The sequence below is a fragment of the Streptococcus cuniculi genome (assembly GCF_001921845.1).
GTDB lineage: Bacteria > Bacillota > Bacilli > Lactobacillales > Streptococcaceae > Streptococcus > Streptococcus cuniculi.
The window spans coordinates 1-26,937 of the sequence record NZ_MSJM01000013.1 but is presented as its reverse complement, the minus strand read 5'-3'; the positions used below and the strand labels follow the sequence as shown (position 1 = coordinate 26,937).

The 26,937-nt window shown below is 44.7% G+C and carries 28 protein-coding genes and 1 riboswitch; of the genes, 24 read left to right on the top strand and 4 right to left on the bottom strand.

Annotated elements, in window-relative coordinates; translation table 11 throughout:
* The 12 genes from BU202_RS10170 to BU202_RS10115 all read left to right on the top strand — a co-directional run.
* Positions 1-509: prealbumin-like fold domain-containing protein (locus BU202_RS10170; protein ID WP_142354781.1), on the top strand; the 509-nt coding region annotated here is incomplete at its 5' end.
* Positions 510-601: 92 nt separating this feature from the next.
* Entirely contained in the window at positions 602-3,241 is a 2,640-nt protein-coding gene (gene polA, locus BU202_RS10165; protein WP_075105651.1) for a DNA polymerase I, read from the top strand.
* 17 nt (positions 3,242-3,258) lie between these two features.
* The gene (locus BU202_RS10340) at positions 3,259-4,014 is read left to right on the top strand and encodes a hypothetical protein (RefSeq protein WP_083605797.1); all 756 of its coding nucleotides are present in this window, start codon (positions 3,259-3,261) and stop codon (positions 4,012-4,014) included.
* A gap of 465 nt (positions 4,015-4,479) precedes the next feature.
* Positions 4,480-4,947: a deoxycytidylate deaminase gene (locus BU202_RS10155; protein ID WP_075105650.1), complete on the top strand. Its 468-nt coding sequence runs from the start codon at positions 4,480-4,482 to the stop codon at positions 4,945-4,947.
* A gap of 477 nt (positions 4,948-5,424) precedes the next feature.
* Positions 5,425-6,318, top strand: coding sequence for an ABC transporter ATP-binding protein (locus tag BU202_RS10150; RefSeq protein ID WP_075105649.1), 894 nt, complete (start codon positions 5,425-5,427; stop codon positions 6,316-6,318).
* Positions 6,315-7,526, top strand: a complete 1,212-nt coding sequence (locus BU202_RS10145; RefSeq protein WP_075105648.1) for an ABC transporter permease — start codon at positions 6,315-6,317, stop codon at positions 7,524-7,526. The genes BU202_RS10150 and BU202_RS10145 overlap by 4 nt, the downstream gene beginning before the upstream one ends.
* A 1,218-nt stretch (positions 7,527-8,744) precedes the next feature.
* The gene (gene metK / locus BU202_RS10140; protein ID WP_075105647.1) at positions 8,745-9,938 is read left to right on the top strand and encodes a methionine adenosyltransferase; all 1,194 of its coding nucleotides are present in this window, start codon (positions 8,745-8,747) and stop codon (positions 9,936-9,938) included.
* 241 nt (positions 9,939-10,179) lie between these two features.
* On the top strand, positions 10,180-10,920 hold the full coding sequence (locus BU202_RS10135) for a PHP domain-containing protein (protein WP_075105646.1): 741 nt from the start codon (positions 10,180-10,182) through the stop codon (positions 10,918-10,920).
* A 136-nt stretch (positions 10,921-11,056) separates the two neighbouring features.
* Positions 11,057-12,322 (top strand): UDP-N-acetylglucosamine 1-carboxyvinyltransferase, encoded by a 1,266-nt coding sequence (locus BU202_RS10130; RefSeq protein WP_075105645.1) that lies wholly within the window; start codon positions 11,057-11,059, stop codon positions 12,320-12,322.
* 80 nt (positions 12,323-12,402) lie between these two features.
* Complete coding sequence (locus BU202_RS10125; protein ID WP_075105644.1) at positions 12,403-12,939, top strand: GNAT family N-acetyltransferase; 537 nt, start codon at positions 12,403-12,405, stop codon at positions 12,937-12,939.
* Positions 12,940-12,968: 29 nt separating this feature from the next.
* Positions 12,969-13,829, top strand: a complete 861-nt coding sequence (locus BU202_RS10120; RefSeq protein WP_075105643.1) for a methionyl aminopeptidase — start codon at positions 12,969-12,971, stop codon at positions 13,827-13,829.
* A 22-nt stretch (positions 13,830-13,851) separates the two neighbouring features.
* Positions 13,852-14,781: a YihY/virulence factor BrkB family protein gene (locus BU202_RS10115; RefSeq protein ID WP_075105642.1), complete on the top strand. Its 930-nt coding sequence runs from the start codon at positions 13,852-13,854 to the stop codon at positions 14,779-14,781.
* Positions 14,782-14,784: 3 nt separating this feature from the next.
* Here the strand turns inward: BU202_RS10115 and BU202_RS10110 are convergent, their stop codons facing one another.
* A complete protein-coding gene (locus tag BU202_RS10110; protein ID WP_075105641.1) occupies positions 14,785-15,231 on the bottom strand; it encodes a GtrA family protein in 447 nt (148 codons plus the stop codon).
* 234 nt (positions 15,232-15,465) lie between these two features.
* A riboswitch (PreQ1 riboswitch) is annotated at positions 15,466-15,579 on the top strand.
* On the opposite strand from BU202_RS10110, the gene BU202_RS10105 reads away from it, so the two are divergent.
* From BU202_RS10105 to BU202_RS10065, 9 genes are all read left to right on the top strand, one after another.
* Positions 15,577-16,092, top strand: coding sequence for a QueT transporter family protein (locus BU202_RS10105; protein ID WP_075105640.1), 516 nt, complete (start codon positions 15,577-15,579; stop codon positions 16,090-16,092). It overlaps the preceding riboswitch by 3 nt.
* Positions 16,093-16,163: 71 nt before the next feature.
* The gene (locus tag BU202_RS10100) at positions 16,164-18,293 is read left to right on the top strand and encodes a Tex family protein (RefSeq protein WP_075105639.1); all 2,130 of its coding nucleotides are present in this window, start codon (positions 16,164-16,166) and stop codon (positions 18,291-18,293) included.
* Positions 18,280-18,732 (top strand): SprT family protein, encoded by a 453-nt coding sequence (locus BU202_RS10095; protein WP_075105638.1) that lies wholly within the window; start codon positions 18,280-18,282, stop codon positions 18,730-18,732. The genes BU202_RS10100 and BU202_RS10095 overlap by 14 nt, the downstream gene beginning before the upstream one ends.
* A 49-nt stretch (positions 18,733-18,781) precedes the next feature.
* Positions 18,782-19,552 (top strand): hypothetical protein, encoded by a 771-nt coding sequence (locus BU202_RS10090; protein ID WP_075105637.1) that lies wholly within the window; start codon positions 18,782-18,784, stop codon positions 19,550-19,552.
* A complete protein-coding gene (locus BU202_RS10085; protein ID WP_075105636.1) occupies positions 19,533-19,793 on the top strand; it encodes a PspC domain-containing protein in 261 nt (86 codons plus the stop codon). Before BU202_RS10090 ends, BU202_RS10085 begins: the two co-directional genes overlap by 20 nt.
* A gap of 620 nt (positions 19,794-20,413) precedes the next feature.
* Entirely contained in the window at positions 20,414-21,340 is a 927-nt protein-coding gene (gene hprK / locus BU202_RS10080; protein ID WP_075105635.1) for an HPr(Ser) kinase/phosphatase, read from the top strand.
* Between the two features lie 3 nt (positions 21,341-21,343).
* Positions 21,344-22,120, top strand: coding sequence for a prolipoprotein diacylglyceryl transferase (gene lgt / locus BU202_RS10075; RefSeq protein ID WP_075105634.1), 777 nt, complete (start codon positions 21,344-21,346; stop codon positions 22,118-22,120).
* 15 nt (positions 22,121-22,135) lie between these two features.
* The gene (locus tag BU202_RS10070; protein ID WP_075105633.1) at positions 22,136-22,549 is read left to right on the top strand and encodes a DUF948 domain-containing protein; all 414 of its coding nucleotides are present in this window, start codon (positions 22,136-22,138) and stop codon (positions 22,547-22,549) included.
* The gene (locus tag BU202_RS10065) at positions 22,533-23,018 is read left to right on the top strand and encodes a YtxH domain-containing protein (protein WP_075105632.1); all 486 of its coding nucleotides are present in this window, start codon (positions 22,533-22,535) and stop codon (positions 23,016-23,018) included. The genes BU202_RS10070 and BU202_RS10065 overlap by 17 nt, the downstream gene beginning before the upstream one ends.
* Before the next feature lie 375 nt (positions 23,019-23,393).
* Here the strand turns inward: BU202_RS10065 and BU202_RS10060 are convergent, their stop codons facing one another.
* Positions 23,394-23,714: a DUF3270 domain-containing protein gene (locus BU202_RS10060; protein WP_075105631.1), complete on the bottom strand. Its 321-nt coding sequence runs from the start codon at positions 23,712-23,714 to the stop codon at positions 23,394-23,396.
* A gap of 154 nt (positions 23,715-23,868) precedes the next feature.
* On the opposite strand from BU202_RS10060, the gene BU202_RS10055 reads away from it, so the two are divergent.
* Positions 23,869-24,798 carry a peptidase U32 family protein gene (locus BU202_RS10055; protein ID WP_075105630.1) on the top strand — a complete coding sequence of 310 codons (930 nt, stop codon included), beginning with the start codon at positions 23,869-23,871 and terminating at the stop codon, positions 24,796-24,798.
* Positions 24,799-24,806: 8 nt separating this feature from the next.
* On the top strand, positions 24,807-26,096 hold the full coding sequence (locus BU202_RS10050; RefSeq protein ID WP_075105629.1) for a peptidase U32 family protein: 1,290 nt from the start codon (positions 24,807-24,809) through the stop codon (positions 26,094-26,096).
* Positions 26,097-26,139: 43 nt separating this feature from the next.
* On the opposite strand, the gene BU202_RS10045 is transcribed toward BU202_RS10050, so the two are convergent.
* Positions 26,140-26,451 (bottom strand): LSm family protein, encoded by a 312-nt coding sequence (locus BU202_RS10045; RefSeq protein WP_075105628.1) that lies wholly within the window; start codon positions 26,449-26,451, stop codon positions 26,140-26,142.
* A 92-nt stretch (positions 26,452-26,543) separates the two neighbouring features.
* Here BU202_RS10045 and BU202_RS10040 point away from each other — a divergent pair, with 92 nt between their 5' ends.
* On the top strand, positions 26,544-26,756 hold the full coding sequence (locus tag BU202_RS10040) for a YdbC family protein (protein ID WP_075105627.1): 213 nt from the start codon (positions 26,544-26,546) through the stop codon (positions 26,754-26,756).
* Here BU202_RS10040 and BU202_RS10610 read toward each other — a convergent pair.
* Positions 26,753-26,937, bottom strand: a 185-nt coding sequence (locus tag BU202_RS10610; RefSeq protein ID WP_208604256.1) for a hypothetical protein, incomplete at its 5' end; no start/stop codon positions are given. The two genes, BU202_RS10040 and BU202_RS10610, sit on opposite strands and share 4 nt — an antisense overlap.

The window sequence follows — 26,937 nt, the reverse complement described above, 5'->3', positions numbered from 1 at the left end:
ACGCAACCAGTAAGAAAGCCTTGGCAGGTGTAACCTTTGAACTCCGTCAAGGAGACAAGGTTATCGACACACAAGTGACCGATGAAGAGGGCATGTTGACCTTTAAAGATGTAGCTTATGGCGACTATACAGTTGTCGAAACCAAGACCCTTGATGGCTATGCCTTATTAGACAAGCCACTTGAAGTCAGCGTGACAGAAGATGGTGCCACCATTGATCTTGGTCAGGTAGAAAATCATCTCCTTCCAACACCTCCATCTAGCTCAACACCTCCATCTAGCTCAACACCTCCATCTAGCTCAACACCTCCATCTAGCTCAACACCTCCATCTAGCTCAACACCAAAATCAGATGCAAAAGGAATTCGTTCGGTCATCAAACGAATCCTGCCGAAGACTGGTGAAACAGTTTCGATGTTATCAAGTGTTGGTGGCGTGCTCTTATTAGGCATTATCCTTGCTCTTTATGTCAGCCGTCATAAAGGTGGTAACGGTAAACGTGGCAAATAAACACCGACTAAAAACTAGTTCTATTTGATAGAGCTAGTTTTTCTTTATCCTTATCAAGCATCAAATAGCCCTAGATATGATATAATAAGGACATGGATAAAAATAGATTATTACTAATAGACGGCTCATCGGTAGCCTTTCGTGCCTTCTTTGCACTCTACAATCAAATTGATCGCTTTAAGAGTCCGACAGGGCTTCATACCAATGCCATTTATGGCTTTCATCTCATGCTGGACCACATGATGAAGCGGATTCAGCCGACCCATGTGCTGGTGGCTTTTGATGCGGGCAAAACAACTTTCCGCACCGAGATGTACGAGGACTATAAGGCAGGACGCGCTAAGACACCAGACGAGTTCCGCGAGCAGTTTCCCTTCATTCGCCAGATGCTTGAGGTCATGGGCATTCGCCACTATGATTTAGAATGCTACGAGGCAGACGACATTATCGGGACGCTGGATAAAATGGCAGAGCGGACAGAGGTGCCCTTTGATGTCACCATTGTCAGCGGTGACAAGGATTTGATTCAGTTGACCGATGAAAATACAGTCGTTGAGATTTCTAAGAAGGGGGTTGCAGAATTTGAAGAATTCACCCCAGCCTATCTCATGGAAAAAATGGGCATCACACCGACCCAGTTCATTGACCTCAAGGCTCTCATGGGAGACAAGTCGGACAATATCCCTGGTGTGACCAAAATCGGGGAGAAGACAGGTCTTAAACTCCTGACCGAATACGGCTCACTCGATGGTATTTACGAGCATATTGATGGCATGAAAGCGTCCAAGATGAAGGACAATCTGATGCAGGACAAGGAGCAGGCCTTTCTCTCACGGACGCTCGCAACGATTGATACAGAGGCGCCGATTACCATTGGCTTAGATGATATTGTCTATCAGGGGCCAGATGTAGAGCAACTAGCGCGTTTTTACGAGGATATGGGCTTCAAGGTGCTTCGTGCCCAGCTAGGAAGTGAAGCAACTGCACCGACTGCTGTAAAAAATGACTTTCTGACGGTTGAGAAGATTGAAGCAGACATGCTCCATGAAAATCAGTTCTTCTACTTTGAAATCTTTGGGGACAATTACCACAAAGAGCCAATTATCGGTCTTGCGTGGGGGGATGAAGAGCAGATTTACGTGGGAGGAGAAGAACTACTATCGCAGGACATTTTGCGTGATTTTCTTGCCACAAGAGCCATTAAGACCTATGATTTCAAGCGTAGCAAGGTCCTTCTTTCCCACTACGGGATTGACCTAGGGCTTGCGACCTTTGATAGTCGCTTGGCGAAATATCTTCTGACCACCGTTGAAGACAATGAGATTGCAACCATCGCCACTCTTTATGGTCAGCACAGTTTGGATGCTGACGAGGTGGTCTATGGCAAGGGAGCCAAACGTGCTCTTCCTGACCAAGAAGTGCTTTATCAACACTTGGCCAATAAACTCGCTGTCCTCGTTGAGACGGAGGCTGTCATGCGGACCAAATTAGCGGAACATCAGCAATCAGACCTGCTTTTTGAGATGGAGTTGCCACTTGCCAATGTTCTTGCCAAGATGGAAATGACAGGGATTAAGGTGGAGGCTGAAACCTTAAAAGCCATGCAGGCTGAAAACGATGTTTTAATCGAGCAGTTGACACAGGACATTTATGAGTTGGCTGGGGAAGAATTTAACATCAATTCACCTAAGCAGCTAGGCATTATTCTCTTTGAGAAAATGGGCTTACCGCTTGAATTTACCAAAAAGACCAAGACGGGCTATTCAACCGCAGTTGATGTCCTAGAGCGCTTAGCTCCGATTGCACCGATTGTTTCCAAGATTCTCGAGTATCGTCAGATTACCAAACTGCAGTCTACCTACGTGATTGGCTTGCAGGATGCGATTATGGAAGACGGGAAAATCCATACCCGCTACGTGCAAGATTTGACCCAAACAGGTCGCCTGTCTAGTACAGACCCCAACCTGCAAAATATCCCTGTGCGGCTAGAGCAAGGGCGCTTGATTCGCAAGGCCTTTGTTCCAGAGTGGGAAGACAGCGTCCTGCTCAGTTCAGACTATTCGCAGATTGAGTTGCGGATTTTGGCGCATATTTCGCAGGATGAGCACCTGATTGAAGCCTTTCGTCAGGGGGCAGATATCCATACCTCAACGGCCATGCGGGTCTTTGGTATTGAAAAGCCAGAAGATGTGACGGCAAATGATCGCCGCAACGCCAAGGCGGTCAACTTTGGTGTGGTCTATGGTATTTCAGACTTCGGCTTGTCCAACAACCTGGGCATTAGTCGAAAAGAAGCGAAAACCTATATTGATACCTATTTTGAACGTTTCCCAGGCATCAAGAACTATATGGAAAGCATTGTCCGTGAAGCGCGTGATAAGGGCTATGTAGAGACCATTTACCACCGTCGTCGGGAACTTCCTGACATCAACTCACGCAATTTCAATGTGCGTAATTTCGCCGAGCGGACGGCCATCAATTCACCGATTCAAGGGTCGGCAGCAGATGTGCTGAAAGTTGCCATGATTAACCTTGATAAGGCGATGACAGAAGCAGGATTGCGGACACGCATGCTCTTGCAGGTGCATGACGAAATCGTCCTTGAAGTCCCAAATGATGAATTAGACACGATTCGCTCCATGGTCAAAGAAGTCATGGAAGCAGCCATTTCTCTTTCCGTCCCATTGATTGCAGATGAAAATGCAGGCAAAACGTGGTACGAAGCTAAGTAAGGTGAAAGGATAAGGATATGAAAAAGAGGGTTTATCTTGTAGGATTTGTAGCATTGCTCTGCTTGTCAGCTTGTGGAGCAAAGGAAAAATCGGTGGCGACACCTCCTGTAACCGAGACAAGCACAGAAGCCAGTAGTCAATCAGCGACAGGCGCGATTGACTTTCAGAAACTTGCGGAGGCGCAACCTCTTACCATTCAGACCAAGAAAGAGCAAGCAAAACTCTATTCTGCTACAAATGGTGTGGTGAAGACCGTAGGATTGGGAGATAGCGCAGAAGAAGAAGTCTCCTATCGTCTCTATCAAGTGCCGGAAGTTTGGCAGCTCGACCATGTCAACCAGGAGACACGACCGACAGATTATACCTATAGAGCCCTTGAAGGGGGATTAACATTTGGTGTTCAACTGTATACCCTAGACGCCTATCTGACTTCACCGCTCTCAGGTGGCGAAGTCATGAAAAAAGATGAGTTGGCGCAACGCCTGAAAGCAGATGGCCAGCACTTTATCCAAGAGACCAGTATTTCCATTGGTGATCAGGAGTGGAAAGTCGGTTATGAGGAAAAGCCAGAGAATAATGTTGCTAAAATTACCTTTTATCGCTTAGAAGATACGGGCAACTTTGATGATTCACTCATCGTAGGAGCTGTCATCTATCCTCTGTCGGTGACGAAGTCAAACCATGAAGAAGCAGTAACGACAACCGTTTCTCAACTAAAGACAATCTTGCAGCAAGTAGCAGGCGAACGAGAGACCGAAACGATAAAACCGTAAACAAGAGGCTGAGACAAAAGTCTCTTACCTCGTTACGTTACATAGTTTTAACAGTTTGACGCATATCAATAGTCAGGGGAGTGACTATTGATACCTGAGCCTAGAAATAGAAAAGCGAGGCTTGTCTGGTTTGTAAAACGTTGATAAATCAAGATTCTATTAGAAGAGGCTAGCGAACGATTCTTCGCTAGCCTTATTTCCAACCTTCCACAATTCTCGATTGTGGAAGCAAGTCAATCTTGCGGGGTTTTGACAGTCAGGGGAGTGACTGTCAATACCCGAGCCTAGAAATGAGAAAGCGAGGACAACGAAATCGAACTCTTACGAGTTACCGATTTCTGTCCTACTCCCTTTTCTTAAGTCGAGCTTCAAGTGAAGAGAAACCGAGTTGAAAAAACGAGACTTGACTCCTAAGGACGAAAAAACGTGGTATAATAAGGAAAATACCTACGAGGAGAATAGAAAATGTCAGAAAAACGTTTAGCATGGGATGAGTATTTTGCAGCGCAGGCCCTCTTGATTGCCAATCGGGCGACCTGTAAACGGGCAAAGGTCGGTGCGGTCTTGGTCAAGGACAATAAGGTTGTGGCGACGGGCTATAACGGCTCTGTCTCAGGCACCGAACATTGTTTGGAGCAGGAGTGTCTGGTGGTGGACGGTCATTGTGTACGGACGCTTCATGCCGAGGTCAATGCTATTTTACAAGGGGCTGAGCGGGGGATTCCAAAAGGCTTTACCGCCTATGTGACGCATTTTCCCTGCCTTAACTGCTCCAAGCAGCTCCTTCAAGTAGGCTGCAAGCGCGTGGTCTATATCAATGAATACCGCATAGACGATTACGCCAAATATCTCTATCAGGAAAAACAATGTGAACTGGTTCAGCTACCGATTGAAAAAGTGAAAGAGGCGATTAGCCAAACGGATTGGATTTGAGTTCATGGTAAAACTTATTTAAAATAGCTATTTTATCTGACGCTAGTGACTCTTTAATAGAAAAAAAGAGCGAGCGGAGCGAGCCTATAACGATACTTTCGTAGTAAGTGAAATTCTTAGCAACAGTGAAGTTGTTGCTAAGAACGGGATTTTTGAGACCTTAGGCTCAAAAATTAGCAATGAAACTCCCAAGACTTCAACAGTCTGGGGGAGTGTTAAAAGTTGTAAGAGGAGGTTGCTTGCGTCCGCACTACTTACGAAAGTATCAAAACTATAGTGGGTTGAGAAAGGAATAGGATAAGGCAAGGAGTTGCAGATAGAACTGGCGTTCATTGGCGTTCATCAAAACGACTGAACGATGGCCCAACCCATATTCAATTCACTATCATTTTGATTTTTATTGAATATAGGAGTATAATAGATGTATTATTTTGGAAATGCTTACAGAGCGTTATGTCTTAGAAAAGGAGGGCTTCTATGCTAGAAGTATCAGGGCTAAAGAAAAGTTTTGGGAAAAAAGCTGTTTTACACGGGATTGATTTCCAAGCAGGAAAAGGGCGGATTGTCGGGCTCGTCGGGAAAAATGGTGCAGGGAAAACAACGATTTTCCATAGCATATTAAATTTCTTAGACTATGAGGGAGAGATTCGCTTAGACGGAGAGGCGATTTCTCAGCAAACCTACGAGAAAATTGGGTATCTACCAGAAGAACGCAGCTTGATGCCCAAATTAACGGTCTATAATCAGGTTCATTACCTAGCTAGCTTGAAAGGCCTGTCCACCTCCTATATCAAAGAACAATTGCCGCTGTGGATGGCTAAGTTGCAGGTCAAGGGCAACCCGACAGATAAAATCAAGAGCCTCTCTAAAGGAAATCAGCAGAAAATCCAGTTGATGATTACCCTCATGCACCAGCCAGATTTGATTATCCTAGATGAGCCTTTCAGCGGTCTTGATCCTGTCAATACCGAACTGCTGAAGCAAGTCATTTTTGAAGAGAAAAAGCGCGGAGCGACCATTATTTTCTCAGACCACGTCATGACCAATGTGGAAGAACTCTGTGACGATATTTTGATGATTCGTGATGGGGAAGTGGTCGTATCAGGCACGATTGAGGACGTTCGCAACAGCTATGGCAAGACACGCATCTTTGTTGCTAGCGATAAATCGCAGGAAGAATTAGAAGCTCTGCCTCATGTGGTCAAGGCCAGCCGTACCAAGAAAGGTACATGGCGTTTGGTGATAGATGATGAGGCGGCAGGCCCTGCCCTATTTGACCTTCTTACTCAGGGACAATACGTGGCCACCTTTGACCAGCAAGCCCCAACGATTGATGAAATCTTCAAGTTAGAATCAGGAGTAGCCCTATGAAACAAATGAGTATTGTCATGAAAGAAACCTATTTCCGTCATGTGAAATCATGGAGTTTCTTATTTATGGTCTTGAGTCCCTTTCTCTTTTTAGGCTTTTCTGCAGGAATGGGTGTGATCGTCGGTATGTCGCAATTTTCTTCAGATCCTGTACCAGTTGTCTCGGCCAGTCCTGAAATCAAACAAGTATTGGAAGAAGATAAATATAACTTTGACTATAAAGACCAAAACGCTGCCCAAAAAGCAGTAGACGAAGGAGACATCGACGGCTACCTCATACTAGATGTTAAGGAGCATCAAGTCTATGCGGCCTACCATGGTAAGGAGAGCATGGATCGATTTGCCAAGGAAGATGTTCTTGCTCGTCTCAAAAGTTTGCAGGCAGATTTGAACCGAGAAGAAGCGCAACTGACCGAAGATCAAGAAAAAATCTTATCCCAAGAAATCATCTACGATGAGGTGATTAAAAAAGATACAGAACTGCTTCAGACCATTCAGTCAGGTCTCGTCTTTATTCTCTCCTTTGCTCTCTACATGTTGCTTATGGTCTACTCAACCACAACAGCGCAGGATATTGCCAATGAAAAAGGCACTAAAATCATGGAAGTCATCTTCTCCAGCGTCCGTGCGTCCAATTACTTCTACGGACGCATGTTGGGAATTATGGCGGTGGTCTTGACCCATATTTTGATTTATGTCGTTGGCTTCCTGCTTGCCTACTTGGTTGCTGGTCGGATTCCGCTTGTTCAGATGTTCTTGGATCAACACCAAGAAATGATAGCTCTCTTGTTCCAACCTTCGACTGTTTATACGGTCTTCTTCATGCTACTAGGCTTGATTTTCTACATTGTATTATCAGCGGCCTGTGGAGCTTTAGTAACGCGCGTGGAAGATGTCAATAAGGCGGTTCAGCCTATTGTCTTACTTGTCGTTGTGGCTATGATGATGAGCGTGACCTTGGGAGTGAAGGGGGAGAACATCTTACTGACCATTGGATCCTATATCCCATTCTTCTCACCATTTTTCATGCCGATTCGTCTCATTCATGAAGAGGCTTCAAACCTTGAAGGCTTGCTATCGCTCTTCATTTTGCTAGGCACAACAGCGGGCAGTATCTGGTATATTGGAAAAATCTACTCTAGTCTGATTTTACAGACAGATGATTTAGGTCTATGGAAAAGTCTCCAACGTGTATTAAAGGAAAAATAAACAATAAAAAGTTGGGCTTGAGTTTGGTTTCAGAACGTAGACTAACCCAAGATCTATTTAAACAAGTTAAAAAGTTTAGCTAACTCAACATTTAGGTATGGAATGCCGCAGGAAGTCGCTAGCGTCTGCACTACCTAAGAACAGGATTACAAAAAACTTTTTCTTCAATCTGAAGCTGGGCTCAAGTCCAGTTTCTTTTCGTATGAAATACAAAAAGGATTTGAAAAAATCTGAAATTTCTTTCCAAACGTGGTATACTAGAGGGGTTATGAGTCCCGAAAAGGCGATTGCTCAAGAAAATGGAGTAGTCGGTGCTTTGTAACTTTTAACTTGGCAACAATGTCGGTAGCGAAGCTACACGTCATTGTACGGCAGTAGGGTCAACTAACTTCGTTAGTCTTATTTCCGACCTTCAAAGGTCTTCCAGACCTTTGAAGCTAGCCAACTTACTAGACTGGGAAAGGTCTTATTATCGAATCCCTTTCCCAATCTTCGTAACTGAACTAAGAAAAACGGCTCCTTACGTCGCACTTTTTTCTACGGTTGCCGCTATCAGGCGGTCTGCCTAGCCAACTTACTAGATTGTGAAAGGTCTTATTATCGAATCCCTTTCCCAATCTTCGTAACTGAACTAAGAAAAACGGCTCCTTGCGTCGCACTTTTTTCTACGGTTGCCGCTATGGATGTGAAGTAGCTAACTTTGTTAGCCTTATTTCCGACCTTCAAAGGTCTCCCAGACCTTTGAAGCTAAGCGACTTACTAGTTTCCCCCAAGCGAAAATATCGTTCGCTTGGGGAAAACGTCGTAACTTGGCAACAATGTCGGTAGCGAAGCTACACGTCATTGTACGGCAGTAGGGTCAACTAACTTTGTTAGTCTTATTTCCGACCTTCAAAGGTCTCCCAGACCTTTGAAGCTAGCCAACTTACTAGATTGTGAAAGGTCTTATTATCGAATCCCTTTCCCAATCTTCGTAACTGAACTAAGAAAAACGGCTCCTTACGTCGCACTTTTTTCTACGGTTGTGAAGTAGCTAACTTTGTTAGCCTTATTTCCGACCTTCAAAGGTCTCCCAGACCTTTGAAGCTAAGCGACTTACTAGCTTTTCCCAGCGAAAATATCGTTCGCTTGAGGAAAACGTCGTAACTTGGTAACAGTGTTGTGGCGAACAGGAACTGGTTTTTCTAGTATCATTTTTATTTAAAGGGGGACATGAAGATGTCAGAACGTAAACTTTTCACTTCTGAATCGGTATCTGAAGGGCATCCGGATAAGATTGCGGATCAGATTTCCGATGCGATTTTGGATGCGATTTTGGAGCAGGATAGTGAGGCCCATGTAGCAGCTGAAACGGCTGTCTATACAGGCTCTGTGCATGTATTTGGAGAAATCTCAACGACGGCTTATGTTGATATCAACCGCCTTGTGCGTGATACGATTGCAGAGATTGGCTACACCAATACGGAGTATGGGTTTTCAGCTGAAACGGTGGGGGTACATCCGTCCTTGGTCGAGCAATCACCTGATATTGCCCAAGGGGTTAATGAAGCCTTGGAAGTGCGTGGCAACGAAGAACAAGATCCATTAGATAAGATTGGGGCTGGTGACCAAGGGTTGATGTTTGGTTTTGCGGTGGATGAAACGCCTGAATTGATGCCGCTACCGATTTCACTTAGCCACCAATTGGTGAAAAAATTAGCAGACTTGCGGAAATCGGGTGTCATTTCCTATCTGCGTCCAGATGCAAAAAGTCAGGTCACGGTCGAGTACGATGAAAAAGACCAACCCTTGCGCGTGGATACGGTGGTGATTTCGACCCAGCATAATCCAGAAGTGAGTCAAGATACGATTCGTAAAGACGTCATTGAGCAAGTCATTCAAGCAGTGATTCCAGCCAAATACCTCGATGACAAGACCAAGTATTTCATCAATCCAACGGGTCGATTCGTCATCGGTGGACCGCAAGGTGATTCGGGTTTGACCGGTCGTAAAATCATTGTGGACACCTACGGCGGATATGCTCGCCACGGTGGTGGTGCTTTTTCTGGGAAGGATGCGACCAAGGTCGATCGTTCAGCCTCTTACGCAGCTCGCTACATTGCTAAAAATATCGTAGCAGCAGGGCTTGCAAAGAAAGCAGAAGTGCAGCTGGCTTACGCAATTGGGGTGGCGCAGCCTGTATCTGTGCGGATTGATACCTTTGGTACAAGTACCGTTGCTGAAAGTCGTCTTGAAGCAGCGGTTCGGGAATTGTTTGACCTGCGTCCAGCAGGCATTATCCAAATGCTTGATTTGAAACGACCAATTTACCGGCAAACAGCAGCCTACGGTCACATGGGCCGAACAGATATTGACCTACCGTGGGAGCGTTTGGACAAGGTTGAAGCGTTGAAAAATAGCTTAGCAGACTAGAAAGGAGGCAGGGATAGAAATTCCCAGTCTCTTTTTTTAAAATTGAAACAGGAGCTCGCATGAAGGGTGTACCCGTTGATTGCAAGCCTAAAAAGGGCTAGCCTTGAGATTTTGTCTGTATCGCTTCCTCTTTTTCTCCTAAATATGATATACTGAAACTAATGAAAGCACCTCTACTATGGTCTGGGAATACTTGCTTACCTAGACGATATGGTGTAGATTTGCAATAAGGGAGAACATCATGCGGGATAATCATTTACATACGTATTTTTCATATGATACGGAGGCACGATTTGAGGATTATTTAGCGATTTATGAGGGAGAGATTGTGACGACAGAACATTTTGACTTGTCCAATCCCTATCTAGGTGGTCCTCGTGATGATGTGCCAGATTATCAGGCTTACAGTGAGCAGATTGAACGCTTGAATCGGCAGTATGGCAATCGGATTAAAAAGGGCATTGAAATTGGTTATTATGCCCCACGAGAAGCAGATACTTTGGCTTATTTAGAGGGCAAGGATTTTGACTTAAAACTCTTATCTGTCCACCACAATGGCTGCTTTGATTACTTGGAAGATGAGGTCTTATCCCTCGATCGAAAAGAGCACATCGTGTCCTACTTGAAAGAGATAGAAAAGGCGATTGAAGCCATTCCAGCGGATGTGCTTGCTCATTTTGACTATGGTTTTAGGAAATTATCCCTTACTGTTGACGAATTGCGTGAGTTTGAGCCTAATCTACGCTCCCTCTTTCAAAAGATGCTGGACCATCACTTGGCTTTTGAGCTAAATAGCAAGTCCATGTACTTGTATGACAATGAGGCGCTCTATCACTATGCCCTCTCTATCTTGAAGGAAATGGGCTGCAGGCGCTATTCCATTGGTTCAGACGGCCACTTCCAAAAGCATTTTCGTCTGCATTTTGACCGAATGGAACAAATCTTGGACGAGTACGGCATTCAAAAAGAGTGGTTGGTATAGTAGAGTCCCTTATCCCCAAATCATTTGGTTGACTCTTTCTCATTCTCCAAACTGAAAAACTAGCTATTTAGTTCGATATATGATACAATAAACTGTATGCCTATTTTGGCGAATTTGAGAAAGAGATTTGAATTGTATGAGAAAAATTGTGATCAATGGTGGTCGTCCGTTGAAAGGGAGTGTGACCATCAGCGGAGCTAAAAATTCAGTTGTAGCTCTGATTCCAGCAATTATTTTAGCAGATGGCATTGTAAGTTTAGACGGGGTACCTGACATTTCTGATGTTGACAGCTTGATTGACATCATGGAGACCATGGGAGCTACGGTTAAGCGTAGTGGAGATTCTTTGGAAATTGATCCTCGTGGTGTCAAAGACATGCCTATGCCTTTTGGGAAAATCAATAGCCTACGTGCATCGTATTATTTCTACGGTTCTTTGCTAGGTCGTTTTGGTCAAGCCATCGTGGGCTTGCCAGGAGGTTGTGACCTAGGACCGCGTCCGATTGATTTGCATTTGAAAGCCTTTGAAGCCATGGGCGCAACCATGACCTATGAAGGGCAGAATATGCACCTGTCTACCAATGGCAAACGCATCCACGGAGCGCATATTTTCATGGATACAGTCAGCGTTGGTGCAACCATCAATACCATGCTTGCTGCTGTTAAGGCAAAAGGCCGTACCGTGATTGAAAATGCCGCTCGTGAACCAGAAATCATTGATGTAGCAACGCTCTTGAACAATATGGGAGCCCATGTCCGCGGTGCGGGAACAGAAGTGATTACCATCGAGGGTGTGGACAAACTGCACGGCACCCGCCATCAGGTCATTCCAGACCGCATTGAAGCAGGGACCTACATCGCCCTTGCCGCCGCTGTTGGTGAAGGCATTCGAATCGACAATGTCCTCTATGAACATTTGGAAGGTTTCATTGCCAAATTAGAAGCCATGGGTGTTCGCATGACGGTGTCAGAAGACAGCATCTTTGTTGAAAAGCAGGACAAGTTGAAAGCTGTCAGCGTGAAAACGTCTCCTTATCCAGGCTTTGCGACGGATTTGCAACAACCGATTACGCCACTATTGCTCAAGGCAGAAGGAACAGGTACTATTACAGATACCATCTATGAAAAACGTGTCGGTCATGTGCAAGAATTGGCCAATATGGGAGCAGATATTCGTGTATTGGGTAGCCGCATCAGCTACCAAGGACCAAGCAAGCTCAATGGTACGCATGTCAAAGCGACTGACTTGCGTGCAGGGGCAGCTATGGTCATTGCAGGATTGATGGCTGAAGGTCAAACTGAAATTACAAACATTGAATTTATTCTCCGAGGATATTCAAATATCATTGAGAAATTAAAAGATTTAGGAGCAGATATTGAGCTCATTGATGGAGCTGAGTAGCCTCTTAACAGGTAAGTGAGCAAGGACAATCGAAGACATGGTGGACGATTAGCCTGCTCACTTTTTAGTAAGGACAGAAAATGACAATTTGGGAACCCTTAGCGCAGTATGCTAGCTTTGAAACAGACCGCCTCTTGCTCCGCCCCTTTTGCTATGAGGATTGTAAGGACTTGCACGTGATTCTTTCGAATCCTGACAATACAACCTATATCATGCCTAGTAGAATGACCATTGAGGAGACGACCGACTTGTTGGTGCATACCTTTATGCGCTCTCCCTTAGGCATTTGGGCCATGGAGGACAAGGAAACGGGTCAGATGATTGGCTGCATTCGTTTTGAAAGTATCGACGAACGAGAAAGAGAAGCAGAAATCGGCTATTTTCTGCATCGAGATTTCTGGGGCCAAGGTCTCATGACAGAAGCCCTGAAAACCCTTGTATATCTAGGATTTGACCATGTCGGTTTTAAAAGACTGCGCATCGTGACCCACGTAGAAAATCGGGGCAGTCAGCGTGTGGCAGAAAAAGCAGGTTTTCAAAAGATTCGCCAGTACAAGGGGAGTGACCGCTACAGTCACAAAATGCGTGAGTATGTAGAGTTTCAGTTATTTGCATGATAGTATAAACAAATTAGAAGAGGAATGAAATGATTACAATTAAATCACAAAGAGAAATTGATGCCATGAATCGGGCAGGAGATATTCTTGCCAGCATTCATATTGGACTCCGTGACCTGATTAAGCCGGGGCTTGATCTATGGGAAGTGGAAGAGTACGTTCGCAGACGCTGTAAGGAAGAAAATGTTCTTCCCTTGCAGATTGGTGTTGACGGTCATTTAATGGACTATCCCTATGCTACCTGTTGCGGCTTAAATGATGAGGTGGCACATGCCTTTCCACGTCATTACATCTTAAAAGAAGGGGACTTGCTCAAGGTTGATATGGTCTTGAGTGAACCGATTGACAAGGCAGTCTTAGATGTTTCAAAGCTAGATTTTAACAATGTAGCACTGATGAAAAAATATACCGAGCCCTACACAGGTGGGGTAGCTGATTCTTGTTGGGCCTATGCCGTTGGTCAGGTGAGCCAAGAAGTCAAAGACCTCATGGATGTGACCAAGGAATGCCTTTACCGAGGAATTGAAAAAGCGCGTGTCGGCAACCGTATCGGAGATATTGGCGCAGCTATCCAAGAATACGCTGAAAGCAAGGGCTACGGTGTGGTACGTGATTTGGTCGGTCACGGTGTTGGACCAACCATGCACGAGGAGCCAATGGTGCCTCACTACGGTCGTGCAGGTCGAGGACTTCGCTTGCGTGAGGGAATGGTCTTGACCATTGAGCCAATGATTAACACAGGCACATGGGAAATCGATACCGATGAAAAGACAGGTTGGGCGCATAAAACCTTAGACGGCGGCTTGTCTTGCCAATACGAACACCAATTTGTCATCACCAAAGATGGTCCAGTAATCTTGACCAGTCAAGGAGAAGAAGGGACTTATTAGTCTGATTGAAAAAGGAGGAACAATGAACAGAAAGAAGCTCTGGAGCAATTGCAGGTCATTTGTCACCTCCTTTTTAGACTTTTACCAATCGGCTGAACTTGATTTGACAGGGGTGGCAGTGGCTTACTACCTAATTATCTCGGTTTTTCCGATTTTATTGACCCTAGCCAATCTCTTGCCCTATTTACAGATTGATGTCAATCAAATTTTAGAGGTCTTGGCGGAGGTTTTTCCTGAAAAACTCTATCCGACAGCAGCGGATATGGTCGTTAGTATCTTGACACGTCCGTCATCGTCTTGGTTAGGAATTGCCATTGTGACGACACTCTGGACGCTTTCAAAAAGTATGGCAGCTCTTCAAAAGGCCGTCAATAAGGCGTATGGTGTTGATCAGCATCGCGATTTCATCATCAGTCGGGCAGTCGGCATGTTTCTAGGCATTGGTCTCCAAGGGATTATCATCTTTAGCGTGATGATGTTGGCATTCGGTAAGACCTTGCTCCAATTACTGTCTACCAAGTTTCATTTTGATCCCCTATTTGATAATCTGATTGATCAGACCCAACTGGTTGCCTACATCGCCCTCTTTCTGGCTCTGGTCATGCTCTATTTTTTTCTTCCGAATGTCCGCATCAAAAAAATCCGCTATGTTTTTCCGGGCTCCTTCTTTGTCCTAGCGGTAATGGCGACGGTGGGCCAACTGTTTGGTATCTACATTGATTCCTATGCCAATCGCTTTCTAGACTTTCGCCTTGTGACCTCGGTGGTTATTTTGGTTCTCATGCTCTGGTTTATCTTTGTGGCTAATATCCTAATTATCGGAGCAGTCTTGAATGCCACCGTACAAAGTTTACAAGTAGAAGAATTTGACACCAGACCAGGGGATATTGCATCGATTATACAGCGCATCAAAGCACGCTTTTTAAAAAATAATGACAAAAAGAACTCCTAAATTTTAGGAGTTTTCTTTCTTGTTTTGAAAGATGAACAATTTACTAAGGACATAATTCAGCACGATAACAAGGACCTGCGAGATGAGGGTTGCGATAGCGTTGATGCTTGCAGGGTCTTGGTTAACGAACTGCCCAATCAACTGTGGAAAGGCATCGACAAGAACGTAAGCCAGTAGCATATCAAGCAACAAGGTCGCCATCCTTGCGGAGATAAATTTTAGCAGGCGGCCAGGCCAGCCCGCCCATTCTTGCTTAAAGACGACTTGGTCATTGGTGACAAAGGCAAATAAAATAGCGATGCAGTTGGCAATAAATACAACGGTTAGAATATGCGAAATGACCAAGAAAAGACTGGTCCTCGTGAGAATATAGACCAAGGTCGTTGCCACTCCAAAAAATAAATAAGAGAGAATCTCATTATCAAAAAATGCTTTTATATACTTTTTCATACCCTTAGTCTACCATATTCCCCCAGATTGTGCTATACTAGAAACGTTGTGAATATGAGAAGTCCTGACGGCTCTCAAAAGGGGGACGCGTTTTTTCACGGCTTCACATCTTGAGGAATTGAGTTCAGCCTAAAACCTCGGAAAAAAGAGACAAAGGTGTTACAGCTTTAGCTGCCCACAGATTTGGCTCCCTTTAGGGATGTCTCGTCCTTGAATCGTAGATTCTTCGGCCAATCCCCTATTTTTCGTTCGGTTTTTTCACGGCTTCACATCTGCACAACCCTTGGCACTTCCTTCCTTTAGCCAAGCATATTACACGCGGTTTAGCCGCCAAAGGAGAGTTATATGAATCAAACAAAATGGACGGTTCGCGACATGGCACATATTGCCTTGGTTGCGGCACTCTACGTGGTGTTAACTGTGACACCACCCCTCAATGCGATTTCCTACGGAGCGTATCAGTTCCGTTTGTCAGAAATGCTGAATTTTCTAGCCTTTTACAATCGTAAGTACCTCGTAGCGGTGACGATTGGCTGCATGATTTCCAACTTCATTGGATTTGGAGTGATTGACGTATTTGTCGGTGGAGGTTCAACCCTCGTCTTTGTAGCCCTAGGCGTTTATTTCTTCAAGAAGTATCAAGATGAATATCTGTTTAATGGCGTTTTGAACAAGGCATTTGTCTACTTTTCACTTTTCTTCTCATTCACCATGTTTACCATTGCCATTGAATTATATGTTTTGTACCAAAGTCCTTTCCTAGCGACTTGGTTTACGACTGCCGTGGGAGAATTTGCCTCCCTCATCGTAGGTTCTCTGGTCATTGACCGATTGGCCCAGAGGATTGATTTTACAAAATAAGGTCATCATAGGAAGGACATAGCACCGTTAGGTGCTTTTTTCTTTCCAACATCCGTGATATAATAAAAGTTATGGAAGAAAAATATTTGAAAATTGCCCAAGATTTGGGTGTAACTGTAAAGCAAATTGAAACGATTTTGACCCTGACAGCAGAGGGCAATACCATTCCCTTTATCGCTCGCTACCGTAAGGAAATGACGGGGAATCTCGATGAAGTGGTCATCAAGTCTATCATCGACTTGGATAAGTCCCTGACAGCTCTTGCAGAGCGTAAGGCAACGGTTTTGGCCAAGATTGAGGAGCAGGGAAAATTAACCGATGCGCTGCGCAAGGCCATTTCAGAAGCAGAGAAACTAGCTGATGTGGAAGAGCTCTACCTGCCTTACAAGGAAAAGCGTAGAACCAAGGCGACCATTGCACGTGAAGCAGGACTTTTTCCCTTGGCACGTCTCATTTTACAAAATGTCTCAGACTTGGAGACGCAGGCTACTTCCTTCATCTGCGAAGGTTTTGAAACGGCAGAAGCCTGTCTAGCCGGTGCAGTCGATATTTTGGTGGAGGCCATTTCAGAAGATGTGAAATTGCGGGCTTGGACCTATCATGAGGTCTTGCAATATTCCAGCCTCCAGTCTCAATTAAAAGACCAAGAAGCTGATGAAAAGCAAGTTTTTCAGATGTACTATGATTTTTCTGAAAAAGTGGCGAATATGCAAGGGTATCGGACGCTCGCCCTCAACCGTGGGGAAAAACTAGGTGCCTTAAAAGTCTCATTTGAGCACAATCTCGAGAAAATTCTTCGCTTTTTTGAAGTGCGTTTCCCGCAGAAAAATGCCTACATTACAGAGGCCATCAGCCAAGCGGTTAAGAAGAAAATCTTGCCTGCCATGGAGCGCCGCATTCGGACAGAATTGACAGAAACGGCCGAAGAAGGGGCAATTGCGCTTTTTTCAGACAACCTCCGCAACCTTCTTCTCGTGCCGCCGTTAAAAGGCAAGATGGTCTTGGGATTTGACCCAGCCTTTCGGACTGGTGCCAAGTTAGCGGTGGTCGATCAGACTGGCAAACTCTTGACAACGCAAGTGATTTATCCCGTCAAGCCAGCTTCTCAGGCACAAATTGCACAAGCAAAAGAAGACTTGACAGCCTTGATTGGCCAATACGGCATTGAAATTATCGCCATCGGAAATGGAACAGCTAGCCGCGAGTCGGAGAGTTTTGTGGCAGAAGTGCTCCAAGATTTTCCAGATGTCCGCTACGTGATTGTCAATGAAAGCGGGGCATCGGTCTATTCGGCTTCTGAATTAGCGCGGCATGAATTTCCAGAGTTGACCGTTGAAAAACGCTCGGCCATCTCCATTGCTCGGCGCTTGCAAGATCCGCTTGCGGAGTTGGTCAAGATTGATCCTAAATCAATCGGTGTCGGTCAATACCAGCACGATGTCAACCAGAAAAAATTGTCTGAAAGTCTCGACTTCGTAGTCGATACAGTGGTCAATCAGGTCGGGGTCAATATCAATACAGCCAGTCCAGCACTGTTGGCGCATGTGGCTGGTCTCAACAAGACCATTTCTGAAAATATCGTCAAATATCGGGAAGAACACGGAGCCTTAACCTCACGAGCCGAGCTGAAAAAAGTTCCCCGTCTGGGTGACAAGGCCTTTGAGCAGGCGGCAGGTTTCTTGCGGATTCCTGAAGCCAGCAATTTCCTGGACAATACAGGGGTTCACCCAGAGTCCTATCCAGCCGTGCAAAAACTCTTTGACTTGTTAGGGATTGAGCAATTAGATGATCTAGCCCATGAAAAGTTAAAGGCGGTGAAAGTGACGGAAATGGCTGTAGAGCTTGGCCTTGGTAAGGAAACCTTGAAAGATATTTTGGCCGACTTGCTCAAGCCAGGTCGGGATTTGCGGGATGATTTTGCAGCACCTGTTCTTCGTCAAGATGTCCTTGATTTCAAAGATTTGGAAATCGGTCAGAAATTAGAAGGCGTGGTTCGCAATGTCGTCGACTTCGGTGCCTTTGTGGATATCGGTATTCACGAAGACGGTTTGATTCACATCTCTAACATGAGCAAAAACTTTATCAAACACCCAAGTCAAGTCGTTTCTGTTGGAGATTTGGTAACAGTCTGGGTCTACAAATTGGACACGGTTCGTGAAAAAGTCAATCTCAGCTTGGTGCCGCCTCATGAATCTAACTGACTATGTGCGCAAAGTTTCCCGTGAGGATTTTGGAAAAGAATTTCGCCACGAGGCCTACTGGAATCGTCGGTTAAAAACAACGGGTGGTCGCTTCTTTCCCAAGGACGGACATTTGGACTTCAATCCCCGCTACTATGAAGCAGACCAAGACTTGTTTCGCAAGATTGTCCGCCACGAACTCTGCCATTATCATCTCTATTTTGAGAAAAAAGGCTATCGCCACAAGGACAGGGATTTCAAGGAATTGTTACAGGCAGTCGATGGAGTGCGTTATGCGCCACCGCTTGCTCTGCCTGATGCTATTTCGTATCTCTATCGCTGCCAGCAGTGTGGTCAAGTCTATCCCCGAAAACGGCGCGTCAATACCGCTAAATACCGCTGTGGCAGGTGTCGTGGCTTACTGACATTAGTTGATGAAAGAAATCAGTCCTTGGGCTGATTTCTTTTGCCTTGTCTGTGGTATAATAGAAGAGAATCGAGGTGAGAACATGGCACGAGAACCACAAAAACGATTGATAGAATTATATGAAAAAGGTGTTCTGACAAAAGAAGAAGCACGTGCCTGCTTTTTAGAGTTTGATGAGGAGCCAGACTTTTTGGTCGAGGAAGAAAAGCCACGTTTGAGTTTTACACTTCCGAGCCTGAAAATTTTTTCTTCATCCAAGCTAAAGCAAGACTATGCCTTTTCGGACATTGAATCCCTCTTTATTAGCGTGTCAGAAGGCAAACTGGCCTTTGTGAAAAACAAAGCAGACCAAGTCCAGATTCAGCTTGTCTACCCTCAACAGACCAATCAAGCCTTTTTACCTCAGATTTATGTTGAAAATAAAGGGTTGCATTTTGCTTCCAATCTTCCTTGTCAGATGACGGTTTCCCTACCAGATCAGTGGATGTCGATTTTGAATTTAGAGTTGGGAAGAGCAGATGCGAGATTAGACTATCTTCCATTTGAAGATGTATCCATTCATAGTGCGACGGATAAAAAACAACAGGATATCCGCATTACCGCCATGAATCACATGTCTCAGCACCTCTTCTTACAACTCGTCGAAGCGCCGATTTATCTACAAGTTCCCAAACATCAAGGCTTGCGTGGCAAGGTAGAGAGTTCAGTTGGTCAGCTTGTGATCAATAAGAAAAAGAAGACCAGTCCCTATTTTTGTGAGAAGAAAGGAGATAATCTCCTCCACCTTCATATCAAAACAGTGACCAGCCCGATTATCGTGAAAGGAGTACAACATGCCATTCGGATTTTATAAACAGCGCCATAACAAGCTCGTCTCTGGCGTGTTAGCAGGACTTGCCAGTCGCTTCCATTGGGAGCTAAGCCTAACACGAATCATCTTTGCCATCATCTGCTTGTTTGGTCGTATCGGCTTACTGGCTATTGCAGCCTATATCCTCGCTGCTGTCTTACTTCCCTTTAAAGAAGATGTCTACGCAGAGCGTTACGGTACAGGCCCTCGTAAGATAAAAGACGCCGAGAAAATTTATAAATAAGAGTAGGGAGTGGGACAGAAATCGGTAACTCGCAAGAGTTCGATTTCGTTGTCTTCGCTTTCTCATTTCTAGGCTCGGGTATCAACAGTCACTCCCCTGACTGTTGATATCCGCAAGTTGACTAGCTTTCACAATCAAAAATTGTGGAAGGTTGGAAATAAGGCTAGCGAAGAATTGTTCGCTAGCCTCTTCTAATAGAATGTTGATTTATCAACGTTTTACAAACCAGACAAGCCTCGCTTTCGGGTTTGTAGGCTCGGGTATCAATAGTCACTCCCCTGACTATTGATATACGCCAAACTGTTAAACCTATGAAACGTAACGAGGCAAGGGACTTTTGTCCCAGCCTCTTTTTTGTTTCTCCTCTTATCTTGTGGTATAATAGTCTGTAAAGAAATGATACTCATCAAAAATCAAAATCTGACGTTGTTAACTCACCTTGCTGAACTTCTGAGAAAAGTAGATACTTTTCTTATTTCCAGCTTGAAATAGTTATCAACTATTTCAACTACCTTCGGTTTAGAGGTGGCTAGCTTTGCTAGCACTATCTCCCACCTTCCACCATTCTACATTGTGGAAGCTCGTCAGATGTTGATTTTTATAGAGTAGAGAGGTATGATATGGCAGTTTTTGTCAAAGATTTGATTGACAATGTGCGTGTAAGCAGTGCCTACAGCACAGAAGCGTTACTGGAAAAAGAGATTACCACATCAGACATTACGCGTCCGGGTCTTGAGATGACAGGGTATTTTGACTATTATGCTCCCGAGCGAATCCAGCTAATGGGTATGAAGGAATGGTCTTACTTGATGGCGATGACGTCTCACAACCGTTATCAGGTATTGCGGAGAATGTTTCAGCCTGAAACCCCGGTTGTCATTGTTGCGCGCGGCTTGGACATTCCAGAGGAGATGTTTCAGGCGGCGAAAGAAAAGGGGATTGCGGTCTTCCAAAGCCAGACGGCAACCAGCCGTTTGGCAGGTGAATTATCGTCCTACTTGGATTCTCGCCTTGCAAAGCGTACCAGCGTTCACGGCGTGTTAATGGACATCTATGGGATGGGGGTCTTGATTCAAGGAGATTCAGGAATCGGTAAGAGTGAGACGGGTCTTGAATTGGTCAAGCGTGGACACCGCATCGTCGCAGATGATCGTGTCGATGTCTATGCCAAGGACGATGTGACCCTCTGGGGAGAACCAGCTGAAATCCTCCGACACTTGCTCGAAATCCGTGGGGTAGGAATCATTGATATTATGAGCCTCTACGGAGCGAGCGCTGTCAAGGAATCATCTGAAGTCCAGCTTGCGATTTACCTTGAAAATTATGAAACAGGCAAGGTCTTTGACCGCTTGGGTAATGGTGGTGATGCGATTGAAATTGCAGGAATTACCATTCCGCAAATCCGCATTCCAGTAAAAACAGGGCGCAATATCTCTGTCGTTATTGAAGCAGCAGCCATGAACTATCGTTCCAAACAAATGGGCTTTGATGCGACCAAGGAATTTGAAAAACGCCTAGGTAGATTAATTGAAAGCAATAAGGAGTAGCCGATGATTGATCCAATTGCTGTAAAATTAGGCCCGCTAGAAATTCGTTGGTATGCCTTGTGTATCATGACAGGAGTGATTCTTGCAGTCTTTCTGGCTTCCAAAGAAGCACCTCGGAAAAAGATTTTATCTGAAGATATTGTAGATTTTATCTTAATTGCTTTTCCCCTAGCCATTCTTGGTGCGAGAATCTACTATGTCATCTTTTCATGGGACCTCTACAAGGATAACTTGCTATCCATCTTTGCCATTTGGGAAGGCGGTATCGCCATTTATGGTGGTCTGTTGGCAGGATTTTTGACCCTCGTCCTCTTTACCCGCCATCGCTTTATTGAGACCTGGGATTTTCTCGATGTGGCAGCACCATCTGTCTTGATTGCTCAATCCATTGGGCGCTGGGGAAATTTCTTCAACCAAGAGGCCTATGGGGCTAGTGTCAAAAGCCTTGATTACCTGCCAGCCTTTATTCGGAATCAAATGTATATTGATGGCAGCTATCGCATTCCGACTTTCTTATACGAATCCTTGTGGAATCTCTGTGGCTTTGTCCTCATCTGTATTTTACGCAGACGCAAGAGGCTCCTCAAGCAGGGTGAGATTACCCTCTTTTACCTTATCTGGTATGGAGTGGGACGCTTTGTTATCGAAGGAATGCGGACGGACAGCTTGATGTTCTTCGGCTTACGCGTCTCGCAATGGCTGTCTGCCCTCTTGATTATTCTGGCTCTTGTCCTAGGAATCTATCGCCGTAGGAAAGACCTCCCTTACTATCAGGCTTAAGAAAAGGAGATTTTTATGCTGATTGAACTATCTGTTTTTATTATCGCAGTAGCACTTGCTGCTGTCGCAGTTTACATTATTCTTTTATTAAAAAAAGTATCCAATGTGGTGGATGAAGCCCAGCACAGTTTAAATCTATTGACGAGTGATGTCAATGTGACCCTCTACCAGACCAATGAACTGTTGGCCAAGACCAATGTTCTCGTAGAAGATGTGAATGGTAAGGTCGCAACCTTGGATCCACTATTTGTAGCAGTTGCTGATTTGTCAGAATCGGTGTCAGACCTCAACACTTCTGCCCGTGACTTGACAGTTAAAGCACGTTCAGCAGGTCAACGTACAGTCAAAGCAGGTGGAGCCTTGGCAGCAATGAGTAAATTATCTTCCATTTTAGGAAAGAAGGGAGCAAAACATGGTGAAAAAGTCTAGTATTTTTACAAGCATTCTATTAGGTGCAGCAGGTGGAGCCGCAGCCGCAGCATTTCTTGCAACGAAGACAGGTCAAGCAGTCAAAAAGAAAGTGGTCAACTTTGCCAAAGATTACCAAGAAAATCATGAAGAAATCAATGCTGAATTGATTCAAAAAGCCCAAGATTTGGGGCAGCAAGCCGTTGACAAATACGAAACAGTCAAGGGACAATTGGAGACAGGCGAGTTGACAGTAGATGATTTGGTTCAATCGGGTAAAGAAAAAGCCCAATTGGTCAAAGCGCAATCCCTTGAAAAATTTGAGCAAATCAAAGAAAAAATTGCCGAGCAACAGCTCAGTACAGGAGACTTGGTGGAGTCAATCAAAGAAAAGGCTAGAACCTTGCCACATTCGGCAGCAGCTCCAGAGGAATTAGCAGTCACAACAGAAGATATCGAAATCGACTTGCCAGTAGTAGAAGAAGACTAAAAAAATCCGCATCTGCGGATTTTTTTTAGAACATAGACAAACCCAAGAACTATTTAAACAAGTTCAAAAGCCCTGCTAACGTAACATTCGATTTGCCGATTTTCGCGAGCGGAGCGAGCCTCATCAGATACTTTTCGCTGTGGTAAAAGTAGGGAGTGGGACAGAAATCGGTAACTCGTAAGAGTTCGATTTCGTAGACCTCGCTCTCTAGTTTCTAGGCTCGGGCTAAAATAATCCACTGGATTATTTTACTCCGCAGAATTCGCTACAGTCCGCACCACCTAAGAAAAGCATCATAAAAGCACCTTTTTAATAAATGAAAACGAAACGACTATATTTGGTCATCTTATCTCCCGCAAAAAAACAGAACCTTGCTTATTTTTTGGCTGTGGTTCTGTTTTTTGATTTATATAGTTTTTTCTTGATGAACAATTGAACGAGTTTTAATCCGACTAGTCCTGTTAGAATGGCCAAGATAAAGGCCAAAAAGATAGGAACGCCGTTTGAAAGATAAATGTAAGTAGCAATCACCGTAATCACACTAAAAATAGCGATGTTTAAAAAGAAGAAAAATTCCTTGATTCGTTCTCTAGCTGGATCGGTTACGTGATATGCTTGATAGGTGGCCTGTTGTTTCTCTTTCGGGATAGACTCGTCATACTGGTAATGGTCAGGCCGATATTGTCTAAGTGCCATATCGTCTCCTTTGTGCCTATTAAGATTACCATAACAATGCTAGTTTTCTGTAACAGAATTGTTACATTTTCATTACAAAAAAATGAGAAAAGTCTGAACATTAAAATCAGGGCAACTACTGAGGAATGCGATAGTTTGTGCTATAATTAAAGTTATGGAAAAAATTGTGATTACAGCAACTGCTGAAAGTATTGAACAAGTCAAACAACTATTAGAAGCGGGAGTGGACCGTATTTATGTGGGAGAAGAGGATCATGCCTTGCGGATTCCGCACTCCTTTACCTATGATGAATTGCGCGAAATTGCGCGCCTGACGCATGAAGCGGGTAAAGAATTAACCGTTGCAGCCAACGCCCTGATGCACCAAGACATGATGGACAACATTCAGCCCTTTATGGAATTGATGAAGGAAATTCAGGTGGATTACTTGGTGGTCGGTGATACGGGGATTTTTTACATCAACAAGCGGGATGGTTATCATTTTAAGCTGATTTATGACACCTCTGTCTTTGTCACCTCGAGCCGTCAGATTAACTTCTGGAAAGACCACGGTGCAGTTGGTGCCGTCCTAGCAAGGGAAATTCCGTCTGAAGAATTGTTTGATATTGCTAAAAATCTGGAAATTCCAGCGGAAATATTGGTCTACGGTGCGTCTGTGATTCATCATTCAAAGCGGACGCTCTTGCAGAATTATTACAATTTTACAAAGGCAGATGAAACGGATTTGTCGCGCCAGCGTGGGTTGTTCTTAGCAGAACCGAGTGATCCAGACAGCCATTATTCGATTTACGAAGACAAGCATGGCACCCATATCTTTATCAATAATGATATTGATATGATGACGAAATTAAACGAGCTGCTTGAACATGGTTATCATCATTGGAAACTGGATGGGATTTACTGTCCGGGGCAGAATTTCGTTGAGATTGCCAAGCTCTTTGTCGAGGCCAGAGATTTGGCAGAGGCAGGAGAATTGACTTACGACAGAGCCTTTTTATTGGACGAACAAGTCCGTAAATTGCATCCCAAAGAACGAGGACTGGATACAGGCTTCTACGAATACGATAGAGATAAGGTAAAATAGGAAACAATATGACACAGAGAACATTAAAACGTCCAGAGGTCTTGTCACCTGCTGGAACCTTGGAAAAACTAAAAGTAGCTGTCGATTACGGCGCAGATGCCGTTTTCGTTGGTGGTCAGGCCTACGGTTTGCGTAGTCGGGCTGGAAATTTCTCGATGGAGGAGATGAAAGAGGGGATTGAATACGCCCATGCCCGTGGTGCCAAGGTCTATGTAGCGGCCAACATGGTCACACACGAGGGCAATGAAGTGGGAGCAGGAGCATGGTTCCGCGAATTGCGGGACATGGGGCTCGATGCGGTGATTGTCTCTGACCCTGCCTTGATCGTGATTTGTGCGACAGAAGCACCAGGGCTTGAAATTCATTTGTCTACCCAGGCTTCTTCTACCAACTATGAAACCTTTGAGTTTTGGAAAGAACTGGGCTTGACACGGGTCGTACTTGCGCGTGAAGTCACCATGGAAGAATTGGCAGAAATCCGCAAGCGGACCAGCGTTGAGATTGAAGCCTTTGTGCATGGGGCCATGTGTATTTCCTATTCAGGGCGCTGCGTCTTGTCCAACCACATGAGTAACCGTGATGCCAACCGTGGTGGCTGTTCACAGTCCTGCCGTTGGAAATACAATCTCTACGATTTGCCATTTGGGGAAGAACGCAGAAGTATCAAGGGTCAAGTTCCTGAAGAATTTTCCATGTCAGCAGTCGATATGTGTATGATTGACCATATTCCAGACATGATTGAAAATGGGGTTGACAGCCTGAAAATTGAAGGTCGGATGAAGTCTGTCCACTACGTATCAACCGTAACCAACTGTTACAAGGCTGCGGTGGATGCTTACTTGGAAAGTCCCGAGAAATTTGAAGCGATTAAGCAGGACTTGATTGACGAGCTATGGAAGGTTGCCCAACGTGAGTTGGCAACAGGTTTCTACTACAATCCACCGACTGAAAATGAGCAATTGTTCGGAGCCCGCCGCAAGATTCCGGAATACAAATTCATCGCCGAAGTCGTAGCCTTTGACAAGGCAACCATGACCGCCACCATTCGTCAACGCAACGTCATCAACGAAGGAGACGAGGTGGAGTTTTACGGCCCAGGTTTCCGCCACTTTGAGACAAGGATTACCGACTTACGCGATTCAGATGGTCTACCAATCGAACGTGCCAACCGCCCGATGGAACTCTTGACCATTCGCCTACCGCAGGAAGTCTATCCTGGGGACATGGTACGTGCCTGCAAGTCAGGTCTCATCAATCTTTACCAAGAAGATGGCCAGTCCTTGACGATTCGTGCTTAATATAAAAAATACCTGATGTTTGGGCATCAGGTGTTTGCTTTATTTATTGTTGAGATTTTCGGACACTCTCTGGTACAAGGGAAATCCGCTGAATATCGCTCAAGGGGATAATGCTAGTCACATTTTTCTTGAAATTTTTGACAATCATCCGATCTTTGTCGGGGTCAAATTTGACAATCTCGCCCGTGAAGCTCTTGCCAGCGTAGATGACGTGAATCGCCGCTTTTTTATAGAGAGCCAGCTCGATCATATCAAGATAGGGTGCAAATTCCTCATCGTGCGTTTCTCTAACAGGCTGTTGATTGCCCAAAAAGACATTGAGGTGATACAAGAGAATGGACAGAAACTTTTTCATGGCAAAATACTCCAAAGATTGATACAATTATCATAGCGGAAAGTTCCAAAAAAGACAAGTTTTTACGAATAGAGTATAAGAGGAGGAGCAAAATGGCAGAATTTACATTTGAAATCGAAGAAAAGTTACTCGTTTTATCCGAAAACGAAAAAGGCTGGACCAAGGAATTGAATCGGGTCAGCTTCAATGGCGCACCTGCCAAGTATGACATTCGGACATGGAGCCCAGATCATAGCAAGATGGGCAAGGGCATCACCCTCTCCAACGAAGAATTTCAAGTCTTGGTCGATGCCTTTCGGAGTTAAGTCTGGGAGTGGGAAGACGAGCTTTTTTGAAGATTTCGTTTTCCCACTCCTGATTTATGTGGCTTTAAGCCCAGTCTCGCTCCGATAGGTGCGAGACAAATCAACCACCCGCTATGCGGGTGCGCATCGACTGTTATACAAAAAATCTCCAAACGCGATACAATAAAGGTGTTCAAGCCTA

Bases quoted from the DNA above. Each gene is read 5' to 3' on its own strand.
- polA (WP_075105651.1), top strand. From the start codon at position 602: ATGGATAAAAATAGATTATTACTAATAGACGGCTCATCGGTAGCCTTT.
- BU202_RS10340 (WP_083605797.1), top strand. From the start codon at position 3,259: ATGAAAAAGAGGGTTTATCTTGTAGGATTTGTAGCATTGCTCTGCTTG.
- BU202_RS10155 (WP_075105650.1), top strand. From the start codon at position 4,480: ATGTCAGAAAAACGTTTAGCATGGGATGAGTATTTTGCAGCGCAGGCC.
- BU202_RS10150 (WP_075105649.1), top strand. From the start codon at position 5,425: ATGCTAGAAGTATCAGGGCTAAAGAAAAGTTTTGGGAAAAAAGCTGTT.
- BU202_RS10145 (WP_075105648.1), top strand. From the start codon at position 6,315: ATGAAACAAATGAGTATTGTCATGAAAGAAACCTATTTCCGTCATGTG.
- metK (WP_075105647.1), top strand. From the start codon at position 8,745: ATGTCAGAACGTAAACTTTTCACTTCTGAATCGGTATCTGAAGGGCAT.
- BU202_RS10135 (WP_075105646.1), top strand. From the start codon at position 10,180: ATGCGGGATAATCATTTACATACGTATTTTTCATATGATACGGAGGCA.
- BU202_RS10130 (WP_075105645.1), top strand. From the start codon at position 11,057: ATGAGAAAAATTGTGATCAATGGTGGTCGTCCGTTGAAAGGGAGTGTG.
- BU202_RS10125 (WP_075105644.1), top strand. From the start codon at position 12,403: ATGACAATTTGGGAACCCTTAGCGCAGTATGCTAGCTTTGAAACAGAC.
- BU202_RS10120 (WP_075105643.1), top strand. From the start codon at position 12,969: ATGATTACAATTAAATCACAAAGAGAAATTGATGCCATGAATCGGGCA.
- BU202_RS10115 (WP_075105642.1), top strand. From the start codon at position 13,852: ATGAACAGAAAGAAGCTCTGGAGCAATTGCAGGTCATTTGTCACCTCC.
- BU202_RS10110 (WP_075105641.1), bottom strand. From the start codon at position 15,231: ATGAAAAAGTATATAAAAGCATTTTTTGATAATGAGATTCTCTCTTAT.
- BU202_RS10105 (WP_075105640.1), top strand. From the start codon at position 15,577: ATGAATCAAACAAAATGGACGGTTCGCGACATGGCACATATTGCCTTG.
- BU202_RS10100 (WP_075105639.1), top strand. From the start codon at position 16,164: ATGGAAGAAAAATATTTGAAAATTGCCCAAGATTTGGGTGTAACTGTA.
- BU202_RS10095 (WP_075105638.1), top strand. From the start codon at position 18,280: ATGAATCTAACTGACTATGTGCGCAAAGTTTCCCGTGAGGATTTTGGA.
- BU202_RS10090 (WP_075105637.1), top strand. From the start codon at position 18,782: ATGGCACGAGAACCACAAAAACGATTGATAGAATTATATGAAAAAGGT.
- BU202_RS10085 (WP_075105636.1), top strand. From the start codon at position 19,533: ATGCCATTCGGATTTTATAAACAGCGCCATAACAAGCTCGTCTCTGGC.
- hprK (WP_075105635.1), top strand. From the start codon at position 20,414: ATGGCAGTTTTTGTCAAAGATTTGATTGACAATGTGCGTGTAAGCAGT.
- lgt (WP_075105634.1), top strand. From the start codon at position 21,344: ATGATTGATCCAATTGCTGTAAAATTAGGCCCGCTAGAAATTCGTTGG.
- BU202_RS10070 (WP_075105633.1), top strand. From the start codon at position 22,136: ATGCTGATTGAACTATCTGTTTTTATTATCGCAGTAGCACTTGCTGCT.
- BU202_RS10065 (WP_075105632.1), top strand. From the start codon at position 22,533: ATGGTGAAAAAGTCTAGTATTTTTACAAGCATTCTATTAGGTGCAGCA.
- BU202_RS10060 (WP_075105631.1), bottom strand. From the start codon at position 23,714: ATGGCACTTAGACAATATCGGCCTGACCATTACCAGTATGACGAGTCT.
- BU202_RS10055 (WP_075105630.1), top strand. From the start codon at position 23,869: ATGGAAAAAATTGTGATTACAGCAACTGCTGAAAGTATTGAACAAGTC.
- BU202_RS10050 (WP_075105629.1), top strand. From the start codon at position 24,807: ATGACACAGAGAACATTAAAACGTCCAGAGGTCTTGTCACCTGCTGGA.
- BU202_RS10045 (WP_075105628.1), bottom strand. From the start codon at position 26,451: ATGAAAAAGTTTCTGTCCATTCTCTTGTATCACCTCAATGTCTTTTTG.
- BU202_RS10040 (WP_075105627.1), top strand. From the start codon at position 26,544: ATGGCAGAATTTACATTTGAAATCGAAGAAAAGTTACTCGTTTTATCC.